This window comes from Actinophytocola algeriensis (assembly GCF_014203735.1).
GTDB lineage: Bacteria > Actinomycetota > Actinomycetes > Mycobacteriales > Pseudonocardiaceae > Actinophytocola > Actinophytocola algeriensis.
The window spans coordinates 1143799-1163706 of sequence record NZ_JACHJQ010000002.1; the positions used below are offsets into that span (position 1 = coordinate 1143799).

Genomic DNA, 19908 nt, shown 5'->3' on the forward strand with positions numbered 1-19908 from the left:
CTACCCGGCGACCAGCCCACCGACGATCAGGCGCGGCACACCGCAACGCCGCCTACCTTGCCCACGTGTGTACGTGGACACCGGGCTGATGATCCCGTTCGTCGGCACCAGAGCGGGCGGCGTCCTGGCCGAGACACTCGAGGTCGCCCCGTTCGAGTCGCTGCTGTACTCGTCGGACGGCAACGTCCTGCCCGAACTGCACCACCTCGCGGCCGCGCTGTGGCGCCACCACCTCGGCCGCCTCCTCGACACCTGGCTCGCCGACGACGTGCTCGACACGAACACCGCCGAACGACTCGCACACGCCACCGGTGCAGGCAACGCCAACCGGCTACGCGGCTCAACGAGGTCGAGGCCAGCTGATCGTCGACAGCCCGGCGCTGCCGGCCGACTCCCCCGCACCCAGCCGTCACCGCGGTCCGTCCAAGTCAGTGCTCCGCGTCCCTGAGAGAGCGGGGTAGCCCGAGGTTGTCGCCGGTTGCAGCCCAGCTCGCCAGTAGGCCCAGGGCATCCTGGGTGGGCGATCCGGGCTCGGTGGTGTAGGTGAGGAGGCTTTGACCGGTGTCGGCGGGCAGGGCCAGGGACTCGAAGGCCAGGTCGAGGTCGCCGACGACGGGATGGTGGAGGAGTTTGACGCCGCTGATGTGGATGCGGACGTTGTGCGCGGCCCAGCGGCGGCGGAACTCCTCGCTGCGGGTGGAGAGCTGGCCGATCAGGTCCGAGAGGTCCCGGTCGTAAGGGTCGCGCGCAGCAGGGCGACGGTGTCGTTGGCGGCCTTGTCGTAGTCGCGGAAGAACTGGGTCGCGTGCGGGTCGAGGAAGACGAACCTGGCGGTGTTGGCCGGTCGTGCTGGGTCGGCGTAGATCGGTGAGTACAGCGCAACCGCGGCGATCCCGCCAAGCTCGCCGACGCCCTCGTCGAGCTCGCTGCCCTCGAAGAGCCCCCGGTGCGCTTCGCCGCCGGCGCCGACGCCGTGGCCACCTTCGAACAGAAGGCCAACGACCTCCTCGCCCAGGCCGAAGCCCACCGCGAGCTGTCCACCAGCCTCGCCCACGCCTGATCCCATCCCGCACCCTCAGGAGGACAGCAGCCCATGACATCGAAACTGGCCGGAACCGTCGCGCTCGTCACCGGCGCGAGCAGCGGTATCGGCGAGGCCACCGCCCGCCGGCTCGCCGAGGACGACGCCTCCGTCGTGCTGGTGGCTCGCCGCCGCGACCGCCTCGAAGCCCTCGCCGCCGAGATCGAGCAGACGGGCGGCTCCGCGTCGGCCGTGCAGGCTACCCAGCGAGGTACCGCTCAAACGGATTTCTTGGCGCCGTCGTACAGGATCTGCAGGGTGTCGGAGACGGCGATCGCCGTCAGCGCCGTGCTGACCAACCTCGTCACCTTCGGCGCGAACACCAGTCCCGCGGTGAGCCCGCTCGCGATCCACACCCCGAGGCAGAACGGGCACGTGAGCAGCTCACCGAACGCGTGCCGGGCACCGTGGCCCCGCACCGACTCGTTGACCTCCGCCTCGCCGGTCGGCTCCTCGTAACTGGTGAACGGCGCCCGCAGCGGGCTCGTCACCGACTCCTTGCTGATCAACCGGCTCGCCTTGTGCGTCGCCAGGCACAACAGCACCGTGTCCTGCACGCCGAACCGCGCAGGCAGCCGAACACCACGAGCCCGCCCGATCGCACCCATCACACCGACGACGCCGGCGTACCCGCCGAGCACGACCGAGTACGCGAGCAGCGGACGGTCCTGCCCTCCCGAATACCGCTGCCGGATCCGCCGCCCGTTCCGCTGGAGCCGGTCTCTCACGCTGGTCACGTTCGCCATGCCCGCTGGCTACCCTGGCCGGAAGCGGATATGCCGCTGGCTTCCGCGTCGTGGTCGCCGAGCCGTCAGCCCCGCCGCCCGACCATTCACCCACTGGTGGCTCGACCGGCTCAACGGTGGGTGTCGGGGCGGTCGATCAGGGCGGTCCGCGCGTGCCGCAGCGCCTGGCACGCCTCGTCGGTCGAGCCGGCGAGCAGCAGGGTCGTGGCGAGGCGGACGTCGTCGGCCGCGGCGGCGACCTGGCAGGTCTCGCCGCAGGCGGCGGTGCGGGCCAAGGCGGCGCGCAAGTCTTCGACCAGCTGGGGTGTCGGCGGTGCGGGTGGTGTCAGCCGTGGGAGCACCGCATCGATGCCCGCGAGCAGGAAACGGCCGGTGACCGGCACAGGATCCGGCGGTCCGTCGTCGGGTTCACCACGTCCCGAGGGCTTCTGCTCGGCTCTCCGTGGCGCCATGGGTGATCTGCCTCGTGCGCTCGGTTCGGTCATCGACGTCGCCTCCGCTCGGCATCCGCCCTGTACACAGCGGATTCCTCACCGGTACGGCCCCAAACCGGGGTCAGACCATGAGGCCCCTCGCGAACCTCGGGCGGGAGCTCGACGAGTCCTGCGCCACCGTCAGCGGCTGGGCCCATCGTCGGGCGGGCTCGTGTCGACGATGGCGGCGACGTCGATGAAGTCGACTGCTGAGCCCGCTGTGGCGTGCTGAGACAGGCGAACGCCGACCCACAGGTCCCCGGTCATCGGTTCGGGCACCACCGGCCCGACCACCACGCCGATGCGGAACCGGTCCTGGTCGTCCTGGCTGTGCTGGTAGACCACCACCGATCCGCGCAGTGGTCCTCGTGATACCTCGTATTGCTCGTCCGGCGTCATCACGACTGTCACCCCTTTGCGCGGCACGTCAGAGCACGAGATTCAGCACCACGGTCAGTACCACTGAGACGAGCACCGACAAGACGATCATCAGTAGGCATCCGACACGGCCACCCAGAGGACGGATTCTCACCCGCGCCACACTCCTGTCGTCACGCCGGGTCTGCCTGCCATCTGCTCTGGTTGGCCTGCTGCGCTGGTCATGGTTGTCCCTTTCGTCGAGAGCCCGTAGCGGCTCGGACCGAGCAGATACCCGCGGCCAAGCGCCGGAAACGCTCAACGACCCTCCAAGTCGTGGCCCTGCGGTCGGTGCGGGGGTGGTTCGCCGGTTACGCGGCGGGTACTCCGCGGACCGAATGCCGCGGGTGGCCCGCTGTCGCGACCCGGCTCGCCGAGTCTGAGCGCCCGCGGGACAACTGGTCGGAGGAGGCGCTGGTGCGTGCGATGGTGTATCGCGGGCCGTACAAGGTCCGGGTCGAGGAGAAGGACAGGCCGGGGATCGAACATCCGGGCGACGCCGTCGTCCGGGTCACGATGGCGGCCATCTGCGGGTCGGACCTGCACCTGTACCACGGGATGATGCCCGACACCCGGGTCGGCATGACGTTCGGGCACGAGTTCATCGGCGTGGTCGACGAGGTGGGTCCCGACGTGCGCAACGTTCGTCCCGGCGACCGTGTCATGGTGCCGTTCAACGTCTTCTGCGGTACGTGCTGGTTCTGTGCCCGGGGCCTGTACTCGAACTGCCACAACGTGAACCCGAACGCCACTGCCGTCGGCGGGATCTACGGGTACTCGCACACCTGCGGTGGGTACGACGGCGGCCAGGCCGAGTACGTGCGGGTGCCGTTCGCCGACGTGGGCCCGACCGTGATTCCCGAGTGGCTGGACGACGAGGACGCCGTACTGCTCACCGACGCGCTCGCCACAGGGTACTTCGGCGCTCAGCTCGGCGACATCGTCGAGGGTGACGTGGTGGTGGTCTTCGGCGCCGGGCCGGTGGGGCTGTTCGCCGCGAAGTCGGCGTGGCTGATGGGCGCGGGGCGCGTCGTCGTGATCGACCACCTGGAGTACCGGCTGGAGAAGGCACGCAGCTTCGCCCACGCCGAGACCTACAACTTCACCGAGTACGACGACATCGTCGTGCACATGAAGAAGATCACCGACCACCTCGGCCCCGACGTCGCCATCGACGCGGTGGGCGCCGAAGCGGACGGCAACCTCCTCCAGCACGTCACGGCGGCCAAACTGAAGCTGCAGGGCGGCTCACCAGTGGCGCTCAACTGGGCGATCGACTCGGTCCGCAAGGGCGGCACGGTCTCGGTGATGGGCGCGTACGGTCCGATGTTCAGCGCGGTCAAGTTCGGCGACGCCCTGAACAAGGGCCTCACGCTGCGGATGAACCAGTGCCCGGTCAAGCGGCAGTGGCCGCGGCTGTTCGAGCACGTCCGGAACGGCTACCTGAAGCCGAGCGACATCGTCACCCACCGCATCCCGCTCGAGCACATCGCGGAGGGGTACCACATCTTCTCCGCGAAGCTGGATGGCTGCATCAAGCCACTCATCGTCACGAACGGCTGAGAAGGGAACATCATGGCGTACACCTCGGAGCGGCCACCGCTCACCGAGTCCAGCGACCAGCTGCGGGCCCGCATTCCCGGCTGGGGCGTGGACCTGGACCCGAAGGACCGCCCGTCGGTGCCGAAGTTGCGGTGGCAGGAAGACCGGACCGGCGCCCACTGGGACTTCCCGGAACGCCAACCCGAGAAATGGCCTCGCGAGCGGTCGATCGAGCACAAGTTCCTGACTCCGGTCTTCGGCACCTCGTGCCCACCCAGGGGCATCTCCGGTGCGCTGCGCAGGTACTCGTACCGCAAGTACAGCGAGGGACGCGCCGCGCACTGGCTGCTGCTCCTGGCCGCAGACCGGGTCGACGCGTGGGAGAACCACCTGCGCTCGTTCCTGACTCCGCGCCCGGACAACCCGATCACCCAGACCGGGGTGACGAGCGAGCTCTCCCGGCACGGCATCTCGTCGCGGTACGGGAAGAAACGCGCGGACGCCGCCCACCACCTGCTCGACCCGGTCATCGTCGCGGGACCGTGGATACTGGCGGGCGGCCTGGCCATCGGCCTGGTACGGCGCCGGAACCGTTCCCTGACGGCAAAGGGCGGTGCACGGTGACCACAGTGGACGTCGAGGTCGTGGAACGGCTGCTGAAATCCGAGGTCGAGGACCCGGTTGTGGTGCTCCTGCAAGGACAACCGCAGGTGATAGCCGCTCACGAACAGGACACCGAGGAGTACCGCGGAGCGTTGTTCGTCGCGTCGCGCCGCAGCCTCCTGGACCAGCTCGGGGACCCGAGGGACTCGCCGCCAGAACTGGAGCGCATCGCCGCCATTCTCAGTGACATGGCGGACCGCCTGGGTGCCTGATACGTGGCTGACCTGGATGGAACCCGGTGTGGATAGTCGCCGCCACAGCGGGTAGCCGCGTGACGCGGTGTTCACCGTGTTCCCACCTCTGGCGTCAAGCAGTTGTGCGCCTGGCCCTCCCCTCGAGCCCGCCGCGAGTGAGCGGCCCTCTCGCCGTATCGGAGACGACTGCCATGAACGCCGCGATGTGGCCTGAGGCCACGGCGAAACGCGCCGCCACGTGTCTGAGATCCGCCCTGTGGCGATTGGTGAGGCCACCGCACCCGCTGATCGAATGTGGGAAGGACAGCAGGTGTAGGTCGCTGGTTGCGGGCGGGCCCCTCGGGCAGGGCGGGGCATGGACCCGGACGTTCCGGGGTAGTCGGTTGCCCTCGTCGAACGAATGACGGAGGTGGCGGATGGCGGTTCCGTCGACACAGTCCGGGCTGCGGCCCTCGGTGCTGGCCGCGGGTCTCATCGGCGTGGCGGCGATGGCGGCCGTCGACGAGGTCGTCTTCCACCAGATCCTTGGTTGGCACCACTTCTACGACCGCGCCACCCAGGTTGTCGGTCTGCTGTCCGACGGGCTGCTCCACGCCGCCGAGCTGGTGGCGCTCACCGGGGGCTTCTTCTGGTTCGCCGACCTGCGCCGCCGCGGCGCGCTGGTCCCGTTCGCGGCGTGGGGCGGATTTCTGCTCGGGGCGGGCGTTTTCCAGCTGTTCGACGGCCTGGTCGACCACAAGGTCCTCCGCGTGCACCAGATCCGCTACGGCGTGGACCTCCTGCCCTACGACCTGGCCTGGAACATCGCGGCGGCGCTCCTCCTGCTCGCGGGAGCGCTGGTGACGTGGCGGGCGGCCCGCCGCGGCGGCGGCTGATCCGGTGCCCGGTCACTCGCACCTCCCGGCGGAGCCGGGAACATGGTCGCCGATCGTTGTGGTGGTCGCCGTGCTGGCGCTGGCCTACCTGGCCGCTGCCGTACGCGCCGGTACCGGTCCACACGGCTGGCCCCGCGGTCGCACCGCGGCGTGGCTGCTCGGCTGTGCCGTGGCCGCGGTGGCGCTGTCACCGGTGCTGGCCGGTCACGATCCGCGGGCGCACATGGCGCGGCACCTGCTGCTGGGCATGGTCGCCCCGCTCGGGCTGGTCCTGGCCGCCCCTGTCACCCTCCTGCTCCGCGTCACCGAGCCTGCGACAGGGCGGCGGATCGGCCGGGTGTTGCGCGCGCGCCCGGTGCACGTCCTCGTTCATCCGGCGACCGCCGCACTGCTCGCGGTCGGTGGCCTGTACGCGGTCCTGCTGACCCCGCTCGCCGAGGCCACCGGCGGCCAGGTGCCGCACAACGCGCTGCTCCTGCACTACCTGGCCGCCGGTTACCTGTTCACCTGGTCGATCGCCGGCCCCGACCCCGCGCCGCGCCGCCCCGGCATGACCACTCGCGTCCTCGTACTCGTCCTGACCGTCGCCGCCCATTCCGTTCTCGCCAAGGTCCTCTACGCACGCGCTCCCGCGGGACCCGACGGCGAGAAGGCCCGCACGGCCGCCCAGCTGATGTACTACGCCGGCGATCTCGCGGAGCTCGCACTCGCCGCCGCTCTCTTCGCCACCTGGTACCGCCGTCCAGCGCGAACGTGTCGGCCGCGCGGCCGGACACGCCGAGGACGAAGGCGAGGCGGACGGCAACCGGAGGGCCAGACGGCCGGATACAGCCGTAGTCGCTGGTTCACGTGATGGTGAACGCTGCGCCCGCGCGACCCGGCCATCTCAGCCACGGGCTCCCCGCGCGGTGGTACCACGGCGCAGTGCGCGACCGAGACCGAGACCGAGACCGAGACCGAGACCGAGACCGACCATGCCGATGCCGAGGAACAGGTGCAACCAGTTGTCGGCGGTGTTGAGTGGCACGAAGTTCGCCGCGCTGTCGTGGTCTGAACCGCACGGGTCTGGGCGAGGGATGACGATCACCCTCGCCCGACCCTTGTGTTCGGTTACCGCACAACCGTCCTGGTGCCGAAGGTCACGACGAGTCGGCCGTCCGAAGCGAACGACCAGAGCAGGGTGCCCGAGTAGGAGGAGCAGCGGGACCCGTTGGTGCCGGACCAGAACTGGTTGGAGCTGTCGGAGTTGCCGATGATCCGGTCGTTGGACCCGCTGTCGCAGGAGGTGTTGCCACGGAAGACCGAGGTGCCTGCGTCGAAGTTGAAGTTGCGCTCGGTGTTGCCGACGCTGACGTTGTCCGAAACCGTCATCGTGCCCGGGTTGCGGTTGTAGGTGAACCCGTGTTTCCCGTTGTCGTAGGCGATGTTGCGGCGGACGATGTGGTTGACCGCGATGTCCTCGCCGCCGAGCTTGTAGCCGTTGCGGTCGCCGTTGCCCGCCTGGGAGCCGTCGGACAGGGTGCCGTTCTCGTAGGCGAGGGAGTCCTCGATGGTCACCGCGCCGATCGGGCCGGTGTCGGACTTGGTGAACAGGTCGTAGCCGTCGTCGATGTTGTTGTGCGACACGGTGTAGCGGAACACGTTTCCCGGCCCCACAGTGAGTTTCGGCGCGAAGCCGTCGGCGTCCTCGCCGTCGGAGTCCGCGTTGTCGTGCGACACCGAGGACACGACGAGGTTGTTCGACGGCCACTGGGACGAAGGAGCACCGGCGATCAACCGCGACAGCTGCAGGCCGGAGTCGCGGTTGAAGCGGGTCACCACGCGCTCGATGATGTTGTTGTCGCCGGCGAGGAGGATCCCGTTGTCACCGGCACGCTCCACGACGATGCCGCGGAGGTGCCAGTACGACCCGCCCAGAGCGAGCCCTCGGTTCGCCGGGTCCTCGCTCTGGGCCGAGAAGTTCAGCACCGGGGTCTCGCCCTGGTAGGCGAACAGCTTCTTGCGCGCGCTGGCGGTGCCGTTGTTGTCCTGCGCGATGGTCACCGTCTCCGAGTAGCGGTAGGTCCCGCCACGCATGAAGATCGTCCCGCTCGCGCTGACGCGGGTGAGCGCAGAGGTGAGCGTCGTCGGGTTCGACTCCGTGCCCGCGGCGTTGTCGGTGCCGTTCGGTGCCACGTACAGGGTGTCGACCGGGTCCGGGTCCGGCGGCGTGCCGTCCGAGGTGACGTCGATGTAGTCGATGTTCGGCAGCCCGCCGCCGGCGGTGGGGTTGAGCCGGATCGTGTTGGTGCCGGCGACCATGGTGGTGACGGTCAACGTCTTCGTGGCCCACGTGCTCCACGCACCCGTGCCCTCGAACGACAACGACTGCACCGTCGTGCCGTTGACGACCAGGTCAGCGGCCCGGGCGCTGGTGGTGCCGTTGGCGAACCGGACCGCGACCGTGGCCGTGCCCGCCGCGGCGGTCACCGTGAACTGGGCATAACCGCTCGTGGCGTTGGTGCCGTTGCAGAACCCGCTGCCGGAGTACCCGGAGTGGTTGGCATCGAGCGTGCCGGCGCAGACCGCGGGGGCGCTCTCGGCCTCGTACCGTGTGGTCGCGGCTGCTGCCGTGCCGTGGGCCAGCAGGCCCGCCGCCACGGCGGCGCCGGCGATGAGAGGCAGGAATCTCATCATCCATCTCCAAATGTGTCGTTGTCTTTGACGTTCATCAGTGCGGGAGCGCAGGCGACATGGGTGGGCGGGGTCCTATACGGACGACACGACCCCCGAAGGGGTTACGACCCACCAAAAGAGACGCGCGAGTGCCGTGACACGGCGAGTGCACACGAGGTCCGAATCGGGGCATCATTGCCTCCGTTGACTCGAGAGACCAGTCAGCGCGATCAGGAAAGCGCTTGCCTATTACGCTAGGCACCCGGCGCACGCGTGTCAACGAGTTGTCGCACATTTACCACCGCGGTACGAAGACCTTGGGACAAGCGATTACCGCGCCGCGATCCGGATTTCTTGGGAGCGCGCACATGATCTATTCCTTCAGCGGCCGGTATTCGATGATCAGCCCGGCAGCCGCCGTTGACCTCGCGTGGTGAACCTCCTAACATGCGGTAGGAAAGCGTTTTCCTTCCCTTCTCCGCGGTGGCACCGGGTGAACCCGGGCCGGGCCTGGTGCTGCCCTCGCCAACCATTGTCAAACGAATGACTGATCCCACGGAGACAACCATGCGCGTAAGAATCATGGCCGCTTGTGTCGGCCTGTTGGCCGGCGCACTGGTCGCGGTGGCCTCGTCCGCCGCGTCCGCCGCGCCCGCGCGGTATGAGGCAGAGGACCCGCCGACAGTGTGCTCCGGCACGATCGATGCCAACCACTCCGGTTTCTCGGGTAGTGGGTTCTGCAACGGCACCAACGCCACGAGCGGCTATGCCCAGTTCACCGTGAACGCGGCGGAATCCGGCACGGCGACGGTGGACGTGCGGTTCGCCAACGGCACGACGGCGGCCCGTCCGGCGAACCTCGTCGTGAACGGGTCCACGGTGCGGACGCCGTCGTTCGAGGCCACCGGGGCGTGGTCGAACTGGGCCACGAAGACCCTGACGGTGTCGGTGAACGCGGGTAGCAACACGATCCGGCTGAACCCCACGACCGCGAACGGTCTGCCCAACATCGACTACCTCGAGACCGAAACCGGTGACACCGAACCGCCGCCGCCACCGCCGCCCGGCGGGATCCTCGGGTGGGCCACGCAGGCCGGTGGCACCACCGGCGGCGCGGGCGGCACCACGGTCACCGTGAGCACCTTCGCCGACTTCCGGACACAGGCCCAGAACTCGGGCGCCAGGACGATCCTGGTCAACGGCATGCTCAGCGGCTCCGGCACAGTCGAGATCAGTGCCGACAAGACGATCCGCGGCGTCGGCTCCGGCTCGGGTATCTCCGGCACCACCCTCAACATCGAGGACATGACCCCGGCCAACGTGATCATCCAGAACATGAACATCCGCGGGGTGCCCGGCAACGACGCCATCCAGATCGAGAGCGCGACCCACGTCTGGATCGACCACAACACGATGTCCAGCACCATCGAGGACGATCCCGACTTCTACGACGGCATGCTCGACATCACCCACGCCGCCGACTACATCACCGTGTCGTGGAACATCGTCCGCAACCACTGGAAGACCTCGCTGGTCGGCCACTCCGACGGCAACGAGAGCGAGGACAGGGGGCACCTGCGGGTCACGTACCACCACAACTGGTTCGACCGCACGTTCGAGCGCAGCCCCCGGGTGCGTTTCGGTGAGACGGTCCACGTGTTCAACAACTACTACTCCAACGTCAACAACAACTCTTCGTCGTACGCCATCGCCTCCCTCATGGACGCCGGCCTGCTCGTGGAGGGCAACGTCTTCGAGAACGTGCAACAGGCGTGCTGGTCGGCGAGCGGATACGCGGACTCCGACCCCGGGCGGTTGGTGGCACGGGACAACTCGCTCACCAACTCCGGGCCGTGTGAGGTCAACGGCACCGTGGCCCCCATCCCGTACAGCTACACCGCCGAGAACGTCGGCACCGTCAGGACATCCGTCACCACGGGTGCGGGCGCGGGCAAGCTCTGACACCGCGCGACCTCCGACACGGCGGCCGGTTGACACCGGTCGCCGTGTCATGTCGCGTGGCCTGGTTCGTCGGCCAGGCCGAGCGCCGAGAGCCGCACTGGTTGCCCGGACCGCAGGCTCGCGTTGACGGCGATCCCGACCGCGACGCTGCGCATCCCGTCGAGGTGGCCTGCCTGACGCCGGAGCGGGTCGTGTGCCGCGCCGCGGAAGACGTCCCGCAGGAGGATCGCGTCCCCGCCACCGTGGGCACCCGCAGCCTCGGGGATCGACACCTCCTCGGCGACGCCCCAGTGCCGTTGGACGACGAGCCGCGAGCCGTGGGGCCGCGCACCGGTCGAGCCGTCAACCGTTCCCGGCGTCACGCTCGGGTCGACGGCTGGTCGCTTGCCGTTCGGGCCCAGCAGTTGTGCGGCACCCCCCGGCGCGACGTGGCTCCGCTCGACGACCTCCAGCTCCGCGCGGCCGCATGTGCCGTTGACGGCGACGCGGTAGCCCTCCCACGGGCTGTGCGCGGTCAGCGAGTAGGTCATGGCGGCCCCGCCGCGATACGCCACGAGTGCGTTCAGGGTGTCCTCGATGTTCCCGCCCGGCGCGAACACGTCCTGGTCACGGAGGTAGCCGTCGTCGTTCTCCGCCTCGAGGTAGAGCCTGCGCATCCGCTCGTCGGCCGCCATGTCGAGGTGGAACGGGTCGTCCTCGGCCAGGTCGCGCGCGAGCGCGGGACGTGGACCGGCGGGGCGTCCCGCGCCGTCCGGGCCGTAGAAGCGCATGCCGCCGTGCGCGACGACCCACTCGGGGACGTCGTCGAGCCACCAGTTGACGAGATCGAAGTGGTGGGTCGCCTTGTGCACAGCCAGACCACCTGAGTGCCGCTTGTCGCGGTGCCAGCGCCGGAAGTAGTCCGCTCCGTGCACTGTGTCCAGCAGCCACTCGAAGTGCACGGAGAGCACCTCCCCGACCGTGCCGTCCGCGATGACCTGCCGCAGCGCGCTGTTGCGTGGCGAGTAGCGGTAGTTGAACGTGACGGTCAGCCGCGCGGACGAGCGCGCGACCGAGTCGCTGATGGCCAGCAGCCCGTCGGCGTCGATCGTCAGCGGCTTCTCGCACACCACGTCCACGCCCGCGTCGAGAGCGGTGGTGACCACGTGGGCATGCGTGTGGTCCGGCGAGGTGACGACCACGACGTCGACCTTCTCGTCGGTCAGCATCCGCGCGAGGTCGTCGGGGTGGTAGTGCGCGGGCGTGTGGTCGTGCGGGCGTACTCGTTCGTCGTAGGCGGACATCCGCTGCTCGTTCGTGTCGCACCACGCCACCGGGACGGCGACGTCCGCGTGTTCGCCGAGCATCGCGTCGACGTACATGCCGGCACGGGAACCCGTGCCGACCACGGCGTACCGCCTGGGCATGGCCATGGCTTCCTCCGTCTGAGCAACCGGTTTCTCACTCACCATACGTGGCGGACGCGTGGTACGAAAGCAAGGGATTGACCTGGGTGTGTGGGTACGTTTCACTGTGAGAAACCGGTTACCCACACGGGAGACGCACAATGGCCGTGCTCGACGCCGCCACGTCGGCTGGCGGGGTGCCGACCAGGCGTCGGCGGGCGCGCCGGGAGCGGTGGACGCCCTACCTGCTGATCGCCCCGGCCGGGCTGTTGGTCGCGGTGTTCCTCATCTACCCGATCGGCAGCGTCGTCTACTACAGCCTGTACGACTACAACGTCACCAAACCGTGGGGCAACAGGTTCGTCGGGCTCGACAACTACGTGACGATGGCGGGTGACTCCCTGTTCTGGCAGTCGCTCGTGTTCACCGCGCAGTGGGTGGTCGTCGAGGTGGGCCTCCAGCTCGTGTTCGGCCTCGCGCTGGCGCTCGTCATCAACGAGACGTTCGTCGGCCGTGCCATGGCGAGAGCGCTCGTGTTCGCGCCGTGGGCGGTGAGCGGGGTGCTCACGACCACGATCTGGCTGCTCATCTACAACCCCACGACCGGGTTCGGTCGCTACCTGGCCGATGCCGGGATCGGCCAGTACGGGACGAGCCCGCTGGCGGAACCCGGTTCCGCGTTCTGGGCGGCGGTCGTCGCCGAACTGTGGCGCGGCATCCCGTTCTTCGCGATCCTGATCCTGGCCGACCTGCAGTCGATCTCACGGGACCTGTACGAGTCGGCGGAGGTCGACGGAGCGGGCCGGTTGCGCCGGTTCTGGTCGATCACCCTGCCGCACCTGCGCAACGCCATCGTCATCTCGACGCTGTTGCGCGCGGTGTGGGAGTTCAACAACGTCGACCTGCTCTACACGCTGACCGGCGGCGGGCCGGGCAATGCCACGATGACGCTGCCGCTGTACGTCGCACGCCTGGCCATCGACGCCAAGGAGTTCGGCTACGGCTCGGCGCTCACGATGGCGGGCTTCGTGATCCTCGCGCTGTTCTCCGTCACCTATCTCTGGTTGGTACGCGTGGGGAAGGACCAGAACGCATGAGCCTGACCACCGCGGCGCCGCCGGCCGCCCCGCCAAGGCCACCGCGTGTGGCAAGGTCACGCCGCCGCGACACCGATCCGAGGCAGACCCCGCGCTGGGCGATCTACGTCCCGCTCGCGCTGTACCTGCTGTTCACCCTGGTGCCGTTCTACTGGATCCTGCTCTTCGCCTTCCGCGAGACCGGCTCGACCTCGCTGTTTCCGTGGCCGTTGACGCTGGACCACTTCTCGACGGTGTGGAACGGCGCGGGCTTCTCGGTGTTCTTCAGGAACTCCGTGGTCATCGCCGTGCTGACGGTGTTCTTCAGCACGACCATCGCGCTCGCGGGCGGCTACGCCCTGGCCCGGTTCTCCTTCCGCGGCAAGGGCATCTTCATGCTGATGATGCTCTTCACCCAGTTCATCCCCGGCGCGATGATGCTCATCCCGCTGTTCGACATCTTCCGCGCCACTTTCCTGATCAACAGTCTGTGGAGCATCGTGGTCGCGGAGGCCGTGTTCCAGCTGCCGTTGTCGCTGATGCTCATGGCGGGCTTCATCAGGAACATCCCGATCGAGCTGGAGGAGGCGGCCTGGATCGACGGTTGCGGCCGGCTGCGCGGGTTCCTCGCGACGGTGCTTCCGCTGCTGCGCCCGGGAATCGTCGCGATCAGCTCGTTCGCGTTCATCTCCGCGTGGAACAACTTCCTGTTCGCGCTCATGTTCCTGAACTCGCAGGAGCAGTTCACCGTGCCGGTCGGCCTCAGCTACATGCTCGGTGAGTACAGCGTGGACTTCGGCGCGCTGGCCGCGGGCGGTGTCGTGGCCGTCGTGCCGGTGGTCCTCGTGTTCGCGTACATCCAGCGGTACCTGGTGCAGGGGCTGTCGGCGGGGGCGGTGAAAGGCTGACCCGCCCGTCCGCGATCGGCGGCTACGAGGACTGGCCCTCGGCCTGGCGCGCGGGCCCGGCCCTCGACGGCGAACTGGCCACGCTTCTCGGTGTTCTCGCACCGGTGCCGGCCACGCCGAGCACCGCACGGGGCTGGCGGCGCGACGGTGTGTCGATCACCGAGCTGTGCTGGCAGACCCGCTTCGGTCCGCCGACGCGGGCGTGGCTGGTGCTCCCCTCACCCAGGCCGGCCGGCGCGATGCCCGGCATCCTCGCGCTGCACTGCCACGCCGGGGTCAAGAGCGTGGGCGCCGAACGCCTCATCACCACGGCCACCCCGGTCGCCGAACGGTTGCGCCACGACTGCTACGGCGGTTCCGCACTCACCGAACGGCTCGCCCGCGCGGGGTTCGCCGTGCTCGCCCACGACGCCTTCTCCTGGGGCTCCCGGCGTTTCCTGCTGACACCGGAACCGTGGCGGTTGCGGACCACCATGGCAGCCCTCCGCGCGGCCGGACAGGAACCCGGCTACGACACCGCGGCCGCCCTGCACGAACCGACCGTGGCCAAGTTCGCCGGTGTGCTCGGCACGACCTACGCGGGCGCCGTCGCCCACGACGACCTCACCGCACTCGACGTCCTCGCCGGCCTGCCGTACGTGGACCGCGTCGGCGTCGTCGGGTTCTCCGGCGGCGGCGGGCGGGCAGCGGTGCTCACGGCACTGGACCCACGCGTGCGCGCCAGCGCCATCGCATGCATGATGTCCACAGTGGACGAGCTGTATCCCGCGTACCTCGACGCGCACTCCTGGCTGTTCGCGACCCCGTGCCTCGCACACGGCAGGGACTGGCCGGACGTCGCCTTCGCGCGCGGCGAGCACCATCAGCTGGTGCTCTACGCGGCCGACGACGCGTTGTTCCCGCCGGACGGCATGGCACGGGCGGACACCGTGCTGCGCGAGCGGTTCGCCGGAGCGGCGGGAACCTACGAGGGCATCACCGTGCCCGGTCCCCACCGCTTCGACGGGCCCACGCAGGATCAGGCGATCCGGTTCCTCACCGGCGCACTGTCCACATGAGGGTGTTCACTTGCCCGCGTTCTCCTTGTACTCCGCCAAGGCTTCCTCGAAGCGCGCCGCGTACTTCGACAGGAACTCCTCGGCGGGCATCGTCTTCTGCAGCACCGCCTGGAAGTCCGGCTCCATCTCGGTCTTGAGGATGGCGCCCCAGTCCGGCAGGAACGTCGGCAACCGCACGTACCGGGTCTTCGGGTTCTCCGCCGCCTCGACTACCGCCTTGATCGGCTGCGACTGTTCCACCCACGCGCCCTTCTGCGCCTCGGTGAACGCGGGCACCTGCCCCACCGTCTCGGCCCACTCGGAGTTGGCCTCGGTGCTCATGTACTCGACGAACTCCCATGCGGCCGCCTTCTTCTCGCTGCCGGCCAGGATGCTCAGCCCGGAGATGGCCGGGCTCGTCGCGGTGATCACCCCGTCCTCGTCCGGGAACGGCTGCACCCCGGCCACCTTGTCGGCCCCCAGTGCCGTCACGTGGTCCTGGTAGGAACCGAGGTTGTGGTGCATCGCCCACGCGGAGCCACCGTCGAACGCGGCGACGATCTTGGGGTAGTCGTTGGAGATGTCGGCGGTGGCGCTGACGGTGCCGTACAGCCCGGCGTAGCGCTTGAACGCCTCGACGTTCTCGGGGTCGTCGAGGGTCGCCTTGCCGTCCTCGGTGAAGAACTCGCCGACGCCGGACATCCCGTAGGTCATGGCGAGCAGCGGCGGCATCGAACCGGGGCCACCGCGGAACGCGAAGCCGAACCGGTTGGCGCCGGGGTTGGTGAGTGCCTCTGCGGCGGCGAAGAACTCGTCGTAGCTCTTCGGCTCGGCCAGGTTCGCCTCCGCGAGCCAGTCCTTGCGGTACCAGATGACGTCCGAGAGCGCGGTCAGCGGCGCTTTGTAGAGCTTGCGGTCGGCCGAGTTGCCGCGCTCGGTCTCGACCATGGACTTGTCGACCTTGTCCGGCAGTCCCCCTTCGGTGAACGCGTCGTCCACCGGCACGAGCGCCTTCTGCGCGATGAGGCTCGCGATGTCGTTGCCGATCAGCAGCACGTCCGGGATCTCACCGGTCGCCAGCGCGTTCTGCACCTTCTGCAGATACGAGGAGTTGGGCAGACCGACGTAGTCGACCTTGATCTCGGGGTTGTCCTTCTCGAAGCGGGCGATCAACTCCTCCCACTTCGCGGTGAGCCGGGGGTTGGCGTTGGTGTCCCAGAACTCGATCGTGCCCTTCGGCTCGCCCCAGTCCTCCGTCCCTCCTTCCGGGGCGGCTCCGGTACCGCTGCCCGGGCCGGCGCAGCCGCTGATCACCAGTGCTGCCGCGACTGCGGCAAGGCCGGCCAGCCGTCCTCGCAGTCCCATGGTCGTGCACCTCATCTCGTCGTCGAGTCGTGGCTCGCCAAGTGAGAAACCGGTTTCCGTAGGCTACGGTAACAGGTGGGGAACCGGTTTCCTATAGGCTCGAAGAGCGCACATACTCCTCGTGGGAGGCCTCGTCGATGGACGTCACGAACCCAGTGCTCACCGCGGGCCGGCCACACCAGGCCGCCGCGCCCGCGGCCGAGGACCGCGTTACGTTCGGCGCCGTGTTGGTCGATGTCGCTGGTGTGGAAGAGGTCGCTGCGTGATGGCCCGGTCGTTCAGGGGTGCGAGCACCATCGGAGAGGTCGCGGTCGCGGCGGGCGTGTCCCGCGCGACGGTCTCCCGGGTCATGAACGGCAGGACGACCGTCGCCCCCGAGATCGCGGCACGCGTCCACGCCGCGGCCGACCGGCTCCAGTACCGGCCGAGCAACACCGCACGCAGCCTGTCCCTCGGCCGCACCAACACCGTCGCGCTCGTCGTCCCCGACCTGGGCAACCCCATGTTCCAGCAGGTGCTGCGCGGGGCGATGGCCGCCGCGGCCGAGAACGGGTACCGCGTCCTCGTCGCGGAGACGGCCGAGTCCGTCACCGAGGAGGCGGAGACCGCGCTCGAGGCACGCCTGCGCTGCGACGCGCTCATCCTCGCCAGCCCCCGGATGCCGGAGGAGGAGCTCACCGCACTCCTGTCCACGGCGGCCCCCGTCCTCGTGCTCAACCGCCCAGTGGCGCAGGCCCCGACGCTGGCCGTGGACTACGCCCACGGCATGGCCGCCATAGTCGACCACCTCGTCGACCTCGGCCACCGGGACCTCGCCTACCTCGCCGGGCCGTCCACCGCCGCGTCCAACCAGGCCCGCCTGGCCGGACTGGACGAGGCGGCGCGGCGGCACCCGTTCCTCCGCGTGCGCACGATTCCCGCCGGGACCACGATCGAGGACGGCTACCGCATCGCCGACGAGGTGCTGGACAACCGGGCGACGGCCGCGCTGGCGTTCAACGACCTGGTGGCGTTCGGGTTGCTCGCTCGGCTCAACGAGACCGGCGTGGCCGTGCCGGGCGACATCTCGGTCACCGGCTTCGACGGCATCGAGCTCTCCCGCTACGCGACACCGTCACTGACCACGTCGAGGGTCTCCCAGTTCGATCTCGGGCGCCGCGCGTGGGAGCGGCTGGTGATGGCCATCGAACACGGCGGGCAGGAGACCGAGCCGGCGCCGGAGCTGATCCGGCCGGAGTTGGTCGTGCGGGCGAGCAGCGGTCCCGTGCCGCCCGCCCGCCGGCTCGGTATGCCGTCGTCCGGCACCGCGGATCCCGCACGGGAACGAGTCGGCGACGACACGCGCGCGCGGTGGCGACGCGACGCCACCGGCGCGGTACTGGAACACCGCGACCTCGCGCTGGCCCGGTACTCGGACGGGACGGGGATGCCGCAGGTCCACAGCCCACGGCCCTACCTGCATCCGGTCCACGCACTGTCCGGGCGCGCGGTGACACAGGTCAGTCCCGTCGACCACCGCCACCACTACGGCCTCTCGCTCACCGTCGCCGACGTCGACGGGACCTCCTACTGGGGCGGCCGCACGTTCCTGCCGGGGCAGGGACCCACGCTGCTGCGCAACCACGGGCGCCAGATCAGCACGGAGCTCGCCATCGAGGAGAGCGGCGCCCGCATCGTCGAGTCGATCACGTGGGCCGACCAGCACGGCCGCCAGCAGCTGATGGAGGCCCGCGAGCTGACCGGGGTGATCATTCCGGAAGCGCAGGCGTGGGCCATGGGCTGGCACAGCCGTCTGGCCGCGCCCGCGGGTGCGGTGATCTCCAGCCCAGCACTGCGAGGCCGGCCGGGGGCGGGCTACGGTGGCATCTTCTGCCGCCTGGTGTCGGCCGACTCCACCGAGGTGCTCACGACCGACTCGGACTCGGAATCGGGCGCCCACGGCTCCCGCTCACCGTGGCTCGCCTTCTGCGGCCGGTACGGCGGGGAGTGGACCTCCGTGGTGCTCGTGCAGGACGGGGCCGTCGCGGAGGTCGGACCCCGGCCGTGGTTCGTGCGCGTCGCGGAGTACGTCGGTGCGGGTCCCGCACTGGCCTGGGACACCCCGTGCGTGATCCCCGCCGGGGAGGACCTGGACCTCGGCCTGGTCATGCTCGTCATCGACCGCAGGCTGTCCGCGCAGGACGCCGGGGACCTCGCCGACCTGGCGCTGGCCCGTGTCGCCACGGCGCGGAGGGAGGCCCGGTGACCGGCTCGATCACCCGGGTCGCCCTGGTCGGCGCACGGGGCCACGGCGCGTCCTACCTCGACCGGCTGGACCGGCTCGCCGAGACCGGCCGAGCACGGCTCGTCGCGGTCGCGGACCCCCGCCCACCCGGCCCGCTGGCGACCAGACTGTCCGGCGCGACGTGGCACGACAGCCTGGCGGACCTGCTGGCGGATCCCCGTGCCCGACCGGATGTCGTGGTGCTGGCCACCCCCGTCCACACCCACACGGAACTCGCGGTGACCGCCCTGCGGGCCGGCTGCGACGTGCTGCTGGAGAAACCGCCCACCCCGTCGCTCGCGCAGTACGAGGAGCTGCGCGCGGCGGCGAACGAGACGGGACGGATCTGCCAGATCGGCTTCCAGACCTTCGGCTCCGAGGCTGTCGAGGCCGTCCGGCGGATCGTCGCCGACGGCGAGCTCGGCACAGTGACCGGGTTCGGCGCGCTGGGGACCTGGGTGCGCACAGCGGCGTACTGGGCCAGGGCGGCGTGGGCGGGCCGCCGTCGCCTGGACGGCCGGGACGTGGTCGACGGCGTCGTCACGAACCCACTGGCCCATGCCGTCGCCACGGCGTTGCTGGTCGCGGGCGCCACGAGGCTCGACCAGGTCGCCGCGGTGGAGACCGATCTGTACCGGGCCAACGACATCGAAGCCGACGACACGTCCTCCGGCGTGGTCACGCTCGCGGACGGGCAGCGACTGGGGTTCGGTCTCACCCTGTGCGCGGCCCGCCGCTCCCCCGCCCTGGTCCTCGTGCACGGCAGCGCGGGAACGCTGCGGCTCGCCTACGAGTCGGACACCATCGAGGTGGACGGCCGGGGCGGCACCCGCACCCTGACCTTCGGCCGGACCGACCTGCTCGACGACCTCCTCACCGCCCGCGAGACCGGCCGCAGGCCACGCTGCCCCGTGGACGACACCGCGGCCTTCATGCGAGTCCTCGAAGCGGTGCGCCAGGCCGGCACCCCAACCCCGATCGCGAACCACCACCTGCACTGGCAAGGAGAAGGCGACGACCGGCATCCCGTGGTCACCGACGTCGAGAAATGGTGCCGGCACGCCGCCACCCGGGTCGCTACCTTCACGGCCCTCGGTGCGCCGTGGACACCGCGGCAGTTGACCTCAAGACTCAGCGCGGCTGAGTGATCCACGACGACGGCCGCCACCGGCAGGCCATCCGCCGACCCGGTGGTTGCCCGAACTCCAGCAGCTGACCTGGACACAAGGTGCGGCGGCCGGTCGGTGAAGGTCCGGAGCAGTCGCG

At 69.7% G+C, this 19908-nt stretch carries 18 protein-coding genes and 3 pseudogenes; 13 read left to right on the forward strand and 8 right to left on the reverse strand.

Features of this window, described 5'->3' with window-relative positions; all coding sequences use genetic code 11:
• Positions 1-67: 67 nt before the first annotated feature.
• Entirely contained in the window at positions 68-448 is a 381-nt protein-coding gene (locus tag FHR82_RS11460; RefSeq protein ID WP_184810238.1) for a hypothetical protein, read from the forward strand.
• Here the strand turns inward: FHR82_RS11460 and FHR82_RS47960 are convergent.
• Positions 429-1066, reverse strand: a pseudogene (locus tag FHR82_RS47960) (MmyB family transcriptional regulator). The gene FHR82_RS11460 and the pseudogene FHR82_RS47960 sit on opposite strands and share 20 nt — an antisense overlap.
• Positions 1067-1093: 27 nt before the next feature.
• On the opposite strand from FHR82_RS47960, the pseudogene FHR82_RS45935 reads away from it, so the two are divergent.
• Positions 1094-1243: pseudogene (locus FHR82_RS45935) on the forward strand (SDR family NAD(P)-dependent oxidoreductase); the annotation flags it as partial.
• 56 nt (positions 1244-1299) lie between these two features.
• Here FHR82_RS45935 and FHR82_RS45940 read toward each other — a convergent pair.
• The 3 genes from FHR82_RS45940 to FHR82_RS11480 form a co-directional block, all read right to left on the reverse strand.
• Entirely contained in the window at positions 1300-1809 is a 510-nt protein-coding gene (locus FHR82_RS45940) for a DUF1360 domain-containing protein (RefSeq protein WP_311771017.1), read from the reverse strand.
• Positions 1810-1937: 128 nt separating this feature from the next.
• On the reverse strand, positions 1938-2279 hold the full coding sequence (locus FHR82_RS11475) for a hypothetical protein (RefSeq protein WP_184810240.1): 342 nt from the start codon (positions 2277-2279) through the stop codon (positions 1938-1940).
• A 162-nt stretch (positions 2280-2441) separates the two neighbouring features.
• Positions 2442-2702: a hypothetical protein gene (locus FHR82_RS11480; protein ID WP_221463616.1), complete on the reverse strand. Its 261-nt coding sequence runs from the start codon at positions 2700-2702 to the stop codon at positions 2442-2444.
• Between the two features lie 291 nt (positions 2703-2993).
• Here FHR82_RS11480 and FHR82_RS11485 point away from each other — a divergent pair, with 291 nt between their 5' ends.
• The 5 genes from FHR82_RS11485 to FHR82_RS11505 all read left to right on the forward strand — a co-directional run bounded on the left by FHR82_RS11485 (position 2994) and on the right by FHR82_RS11505 (position 6844).
• The gene (locus FHR82_RS11485) at positions 2994-4280 is read left to right on the forward strand and encodes a zinc-dependent alcohol dehydrogenase (protein WP_311771018.1); all 1287 of its coding nucleotides are present in this window, start codon (positions 2994-2996) and stop codon (positions 4278-4280) included.
• Positions 4281-4292: 12 nt separating this feature from the next.
• Complete coding sequence (locus FHR82_RS11490) at positions 4293-4883, forward strand: hypothetical protein (RefSeq protein ID WP_184810242.1); 591 nt, start codon at positions 4293-4295, stop codon at positions 4881-4883.
• Positions 4880-5134 (forward strand): hypothetical protein, encoded by a 255-nt coding sequence (locus FHR82_RS11495; RefSeq protein WP_184810243.1) that lies wholly within the window; start codon positions 4880-4882, stop codon positions 5132-5134. The genes FHR82_RS11490 and FHR82_RS11495 overlap by 4 nt, the downstream gene beginning before the upstream one ends.
• Positions 5135-5532: 398 nt before the next feature.
• Complete coding sequence (locus FHR82_RS11500; RefSeq protein ID WP_184810244.1) at positions 5533-5991, forward strand: DUF2243 domain-containing protein; 459 nt, start codon at positions 5533-5535, stop codon at positions 5989-5991.
• A gap of 70 nt (positions 5992-6061) precedes the next feature.
• On the forward strand, positions 6062-6844 hold the full coding sequence (locus FHR82_RS11505; RefSeq protein WP_221463617.1) for a cytochrome c oxidase assembly protein: 783 nt from the start codon (positions 6062-6064) through the stop codon (positions 6842-6844).
• Positions 6845-6877: 33 nt separating this feature from the next.
• Here the strand turns inward: FHR82_RS11505 and FHR82_RS11510 are convergent.
• A pseudogene (locus FHR82_RS11510) lies at positions 6878-7042 on the reverse strand (DUF4383 domain-containing protein); the annotation flags it as partial.
• 59 nt (positions 7043-7101) lie between these two features.
• Complete coding sequence (locus tag FHR82_RS11515; RefSeq protein WP_184810245.1) at positions 7102-8664, reverse strand: right-handed parallel beta-helix repeat-containing protein; 1563 nt, start codon at positions 8662-8664, stop codon at positions 7102-7104.
• A 549-nt stretch (positions 8665-9213) separates the two neighbouring features.
• Here FHR82_RS11515 and FHR82_RS11520 point away from each other — a divergent pair.
• Positions 9214-10608, forward strand: coding sequence for a pectate lyase family protein (locus FHR82_RS11520; protein WP_184810246.1), 1395 nt, complete (start codon positions 9214-9216; stop codon positions 10606-10608).
• Between the two features lie 47 nt (positions 10609-10655).
• Here the strand turns inward: FHR82_RS11520 and FHR82_RS11525 are convergent, their stop codons facing one another.
• Positions 10656-12020, reverse strand: a complete 1365-nt coding sequence (locus FHR82_RS11525; protein ID WP_184810247.1) for a Gfo/Idh/MocA family protein — start codon at positions 12018-12020, stop codon at positions 10656-10658.
• 134 nt (positions 12021-12154) lie between these two features.
• Between FHR82_RS11525 and FHR82_RS11530 the strand changes: the two genes are divergently transcribed.
• From FHR82_RS11530 to FHR82_RS11540, 3 genes are all read left to right on the forward strand, one after another.
• Positions 12155-13090, forward strand: a complete 936-nt coding sequence (locus FHR82_RS11530; protein WP_184810248.1) for a carbohydrate ABC transporter permease — start codon at positions 12155-12157, stop codon at positions 13088-13090.
• Positions 13087-13977, forward strand: a complete 891-nt coding sequence (locus FHR82_RS11535) for a carbohydrate ABC transporter permease (protein ID WP_184810249.1) — start codon at positions 13087-13089, stop codon at positions 13975-13977. Before FHR82_RS11530 ends, FHR82_RS11535 begins: the two co-directional genes overlap by 4 nt.
• A 104-nt stretch (positions 13978-14081) precedes the next feature.
• Positions 14082-15035, forward strand: coding sequence for a hypothetical protein (locus tag FHR82_RS11540; protein ID WP_221463618.1), 954 nt, complete (start codon positions 14082-14084; stop codon positions 15033-15035).
• Positions 15036-15041: 6 nt separating this feature from the next.
• On the opposite strand, the gene FHR82_RS11545 is transcribed toward FHR82_RS11540, so the two are convergent.
• A complete protein-coding gene (locus FHR82_RS11545; RefSeq protein WP_184810250.1) occupies positions 15042-16379 on the reverse strand; it encodes an ABC transporter substrate-binding protein in 1338 nt (445 codons plus the stop codon).
• 265 nt (positions 16380-16644) lie between these two features.
• On the opposite strand from FHR82_RS11545, the gene FHR82_RS11550 reads away from it, so the two are divergent.
• Positions 16645-18624, forward strand: a complete 1980-nt coding sequence (locus tag FHR82_RS11550; RefSeq protein WP_184810251.1) for a DUF6807 family protein — start codon at positions 16645-16647, stop codon at positions 18622-18624.
• Positions 18621-19790 carry a Gfo/Idh/MocA family protein gene (locus FHR82_RS11555; RefSeq protein WP_184810252.1) on the forward strand — a complete coding sequence of 390 codons (1170 nt, stop codon included), beginning with the start codon at positions 18621-18623 and terminating at the stop codon, positions 19788-19790. The genes FHR82_RS11550 and FHR82_RS11555 overlap by 4 nt, the downstream gene beginning before the upstream one ends.
• Positions 19791-19908: the final 118 nt, after the last annotated feature.